This window comes from Deltaproteobacteria bacterium, from assembly GCA_016875225.1.
GTDB lineage: Bacteria > Myxococcota_A > UBA9160 > SZUA-336 > SZUA-336 > VGRW01.
The window spans coordinates 1-3199 of record VGRW01000157.1 but is presented as its reverse complement, the minus strand read 5'-3'; the positions used below and the strand labels follow the sequence as shown (position 1 = coordinate 3199).

At 68.1% G+C, this 3199-nt stretch carries 5 protein-coding genes; 4 read left to right on the top strand and 1 reads right to left on the bottom strand.

Features of this window, described 5'->3' with window-relative positions:
* A partial coding sequence (locus FJ108_18290) for a DUF2075 domain-containing protein (GenBank protein ID MBM4337842.1) occupies positions 1–1044 on the bottom strand: 1044 nt, incomplete at its 3' end.
* 333 nt (positions 1045–1377) lie between these two features.
* Here FJ108_18290 and FJ108_18285 point away from each other — a divergent pair.
* From FJ108_18285 to FJ108_18270, 4 genes are all read left to right on the top strand, one after another.
* Positions 1378–1749 (top strand): group 1 truncated hemoglobin, encoded by a 372-nt coding sequence (locus tag FJ108_18285; GenBank protein ID MBM4337841.1) that lies wholly within the window; start codon positions 1378–1380, stop codon positions 1747–1749.
* Positions 1750–1795: 46 nt separating this feature from the next.
* On the top strand, positions 1796–2437 hold the full coding sequence (locus FJ108_18280) for a pyrimidine 5'-nucleotidase (GenBank protein ID MBM4337840.1): 642 nt from the start codon (positions 1796–1798) through the stop codon (positions 2435–2437).
* A 24-nt stretch (positions 2438–2461) separates the two neighbouring features.
* Positions 2462–2737, top strand: coding sequence for a hypothetical protein (locus FJ108_18275; GenBank protein MBM4337839.1), 276 nt, complete (start codon positions 2462–2464; stop codon positions 2735–2737).
* Position 2738: 1 nt separating this feature from the next.
* A partial coding sequence (locus FJ108_18270; protein MBM4337838.1) for a phosphonate monoester hydrolase occupies positions 2739–3199 on the top strand: 461 nt, incomplete at its 3' end.

Genomic DNA, 3199 nt, shown 5'->3' with positions numbered 1-3199 from the left:
CACGAACGTCTTGCCTCCGCCTCCGCCATCCTTGAGCGCATGCTGGAGAACCTGCACCAGCGGGCCATTGCCCGACAGATAGACTGCAGGGGCTGCAGGCTTGCCGTTCGCCCGCGGCACCGAGAGATCATCCAACCAATGCGCGTGTACAAGCTGCAGCCCGACCAAGGTCTTTCCAGACCCCGGGACTCCACTCAACAGAACCAGATGCCGGCTGCGGGTGCGCGCAGCCTCCCGGGCAATCGCGGAGATGTATTGCAGCGCGGGGTCCGTCGCGGCGCGAGCACGCTTGATCATCGGCAGTTCGCGCCGCTCGAAGAGCTCACGCGCCGCCTGCACGATGGTCGGCAGTGGCGCATACGAATCCGGCTTGAGGAAGTCCGCTGCGCTGATCAGAGCCTCGTCGTGCAGCGACAGGCGTTCGAGCAGCGAATCGAGGCCTTCAGGAGCAACGACATGCACACCGTCGCGCTCCACGGCTTGCGACGCCGCACATCTCACTAGCAGCACCGGCGTCACGCGATGCCCGGCACAAGCGGCGTGATACGCGGCGAGGTCCCTCGCGTACCCCAGTGCCTGATCGAGTGCCGCGCGCGACGCGTGGAGAGTCCCCTTCAACTCCAGGACGGCCACACAACCACGCTCCAGAACGATGACGTCCGGTCGACGCGAATCGCGCGGCAGTTCGTATTCGAGGATCGCCGTGTATTCGCCGGCCGCGGCGTCCCGTACTTCGAGCTCGCGGCACTCACGCTGCAGCCAGGGGATGGATTGGTCCCAGGCGCGAACTTGTTCGGGCGACGCATCCGCGACGAACTGCTGCAATTTCAGGCGGACGACTCGAGGCTCAGACCGGGAGAACGTCTCCAGGTCCGATTGCCATCCATAGCGGTCGTAGCTGGGGCCGCTTTGCATTCGTCTCCAGGATACAGGAGGCGCGCGGTCCCACGTCCGGTCGAGCTCGCTTAGCATCCCAGAGATGAATGCCAGTCGTGGCAGCTGCTGAAACCCGAACCGCACCTGTACCTCGTATCTTCGCGCCATCCGATCGCCATCGTAGGTTCGTGCGCTCCGAACAGGGCGTGTGCGGCGCCGATGGAGGGAGGAGGCGAGATGGCGAAGTCAGAGCACCTCGATGACCTGCTGGCCACGTTCGAGGAGATGGACGCGATTCAAATCGGCGCGGCGCCGCTGCTCACTCCGATGCTGAGACGACCGCGCCCGTCGCAGCTGGTAGGATCCTGACGCGAACGAAGCGAGGTGACGCCATGAGCGAGAAGACTCTCTACGAGCGGCGCCGCTGCTCACTCCGATGCTGAGACGACCGCGCCCGTCGCAGCTGGTAGGATCCTGACGCGAACGAAGCGAGGTGACGCCATGAGCGAGAAGACTCTCTACGAGCGGCTCGGCGGGTACGATGCGATTTCGGCGGTGGCGAACGATCTGCTGCCGCGGCTCCAGGAGGATGCGTCGCTCGGCCGCTTCTGGGCCCACCGAGGCGACGACGGCATCGCCCGTGAGAAGCAGCTGCTCGTCGACTTCCTGTGCTCCAGCGCCGGCGGCCCCATGTACTACACCGGACGCGACATGCGGACCTCGCACCGGGGCATGCGGATCAGCGAGCGCGACTGGTCGGCGTTCATCGGGCACCTGGGCGCGACGCTCGACGCGTTCGAGGTGCCCCCGCGCGAGCGCGGCGAGGTGATCGCCTTCATCCAGAGCACGCGGGCCGACATCGTCGAGGCCTGAACCCGGCGTCGATCTCCGCCGGGGCTCCGCTACGTTTTCGACCGCGATGCGCACCCTGCTGCTCGATCTCGACGAGACGCTCTATCCGCGCGGGAACGGCGTGCTGATGCGGATCGACGCGCGGATCAACGCGTACCTGAGGGAGCGCGTCGGGATTCCGGCTGGCGAGGTCGACGCGCTGCGCAGCCGGCTTCGCGACACGCACGGAACGACGCTTCGCGGCCTCGAGGCTCACCAGTTGGTGGACCCGCACGAGTACCTCGACGTCGTGCACCGCGTGGATCTGTCGGACCTGCTCGCGCCCGCGCCCGAGGTCCGCGCGCTGCTCGGCCGGTTGCCGGGGCGAAAGGCGGTCTTCACCAATGCCCCGCGCGTCCACGCGGAGCAGGTCTTGCGCCTGCTCGATCTGGACGGCGCGTTCGAGTCGGTGTTCGCGATCGAGGATCTGGGCCTGCGGCCCAAGCCCGAGCCGCACGCCTACGACGCGGTGACCACACGGCTCGGCGTCGCCGCGCGTGACTGCGTGCTGGTCGACGACACGCGCGCGAACCTGATCGGAGCGCGGCGGCGCGGGATGCGGACCATCTGGCTCGCGCCGGAGCGCCCGATCGACGGCGAGGTCCACCACGTGATCGGCGCGCTTCACGAGCTCGAGCACGTGCTGCAAGATCCGGCGCGAGAGCCGTAGAATCCACCGCAACCGAGGAGTCCCATGAAAGCCGTCTTCCGCTCCGCGATCGCCGTCCTCCTGATCTTCTCCCTCACCGGCTGCCTCGGCACGATGGTGAATGCGCCGACCGGCAAGGGCGATTCGTACGGCGACACCCGCGTGCACCTGATCGGATCGTCGACCGAGATCGACGCGCGGAGCTGCCCCGGCGGGCTGCAGCAGGTCTCGACGTGGGTTCCGCTCTGGGGCGTGGCAGTGGGGATCCTCACGCTGGGCATCATCGTGCCGATGACGACGGTCTTCACCTGCTCCCGGTAGCTTGAACGTCCTGCTCGTCACGCTCGACCAGTTCCGCGGCGACTGCCTGTCCGCGGCGGGGCATCCGGTCGTGCGCACGCCCAACCTCGACCGGCTCGCCGCGCAGGGCGTGCGTCTGGCGCGGCACTACAGCCAGGCGTCGCCGTGCAGCCCGGGCCGCGCGTGCCTCTACACCGGAACGTACCAGCTGAACAACCGCGTGGTCGCGAACGGCACGCCGCTCGACGCGCGCTTCGACAACCTGGCGCTGGCCTCGCGCCGAGCCGGCTACACGCCCACGCTCTTCGGCTACACCGACCAGAGCATCGACCCGCGCGAGTCGACCGGGCCGGACGACCCGCGGCTCTCGAGCTACGAGGGCGTGCTGCCCGGCTTCGAGCTCGGGCTCGACTTGAACGGCGCGCACCTGGCGTGGCTCGACTGGCTCGAGAGCCTGGGTTACTCGCGTGCCGCCTACGCCCC

What these genes read in the sequence shown, in the direction of transcription:
- FJ108_18285 (MBM4337841.1), top strand. Translation starts at nt 1,378, where the DNA reads ATGAGCGAGAAGACTCTCTACGAGCGGCTCGGCGGGTACGATGCGATT.
- FJ108_18280 (MBM4337840.1), top strand. Translation starts at nt 1,796, where the DNA reads ATGCGCACCCTGCTGCTCGATCTCGACGAGACGCTCTATCCGCGCGGG.
- FJ108_18275 (MBM4337839.1), top strand. Translation starts at nt 2,462, where the DNA reads ATGAAAGCCGTCTTCCGCTCCGCGATCGCCGTCCTCCTGATCTTCTCC.